This is a genomic window from Streptomyces sp. NRRL F-5135 (assembly GCF_000719775.1).
In the GTDB taxonomy this organism is placed as follows: Bacteria; Actinomycetota; Actinomycetes; order Streptomycetales; family Streptomycetaceae; genus Streptomyces; species Streptomyces hebeiensis.
The window spans coordinates 1-593 of record NZ_JOHR01000065.1; the positions used below are offsets into that span (position 1 = coordinate 1).

Sequence of the window (593 nt, forward strand, 5' to 3'; positions counted from 1 at the left end):
GTCCTTGATCGAGGGATACCGGCCTTCCAGTTGAAACCACTTTCGCAGCTGGTCAATTTCTATTTCGCGCTGGCCGATGCTGTCCCATTGCATGAGAAGCTCGTAAAGCCTGATCGCGTGGGTGCTGTCCATCTTGGCCACGTCAGCCAAGGCGTATTTGGTGAACTGTTTGGTGAGTTCCGTCAGGTACGGCAGCATGTCTTTGGTGAACCTGAGTTCTACACGGCCCTCACCCTCCCGGTAGATGATTGTTTGCACCCAGCCGGTAATCATCACACTCGGTCTTTTCCCCTTGCCATTGGGCTCTTGGGTTAACCGGACTTCCCGCCGTTTCAGGCGCAGGGCCGCTTCTTTGAGCTGGTTGTAGGAAGATTCGATAGGGACACCCGCCATCGTCGCTATGTCCTCCGCCGTCACTGAATACATCACTTCATCGGTGACAGGCTCGCTCCTCTTCACCTGGCTAATACAGGCCAGAACGATCCGCTGTTCCTGAACACTGAGGCGATACGCGGCCTCGACCAGGGCATTGCTTTTGTAAACCATTGGGGGTGAGGCCACGTTCGACATTCATTGTGTATAAGGGGACACTG

The 593-nt window shown here is 54.8% G+C and carries 1 protein-coding gene; it reads right to left on the minus strand.

Translation table 11 applies throughout. The features are described from left to right. The coding region (locus tag IG02_RS0135515) for a replication initiation protein (RefSeq protein WP_030757781.1) at positions 1 to 570 on the minus strand (570 nt) is incomplete at its 3' end. Positions 571 to 593: the final 23 nt, after the last annotated feature.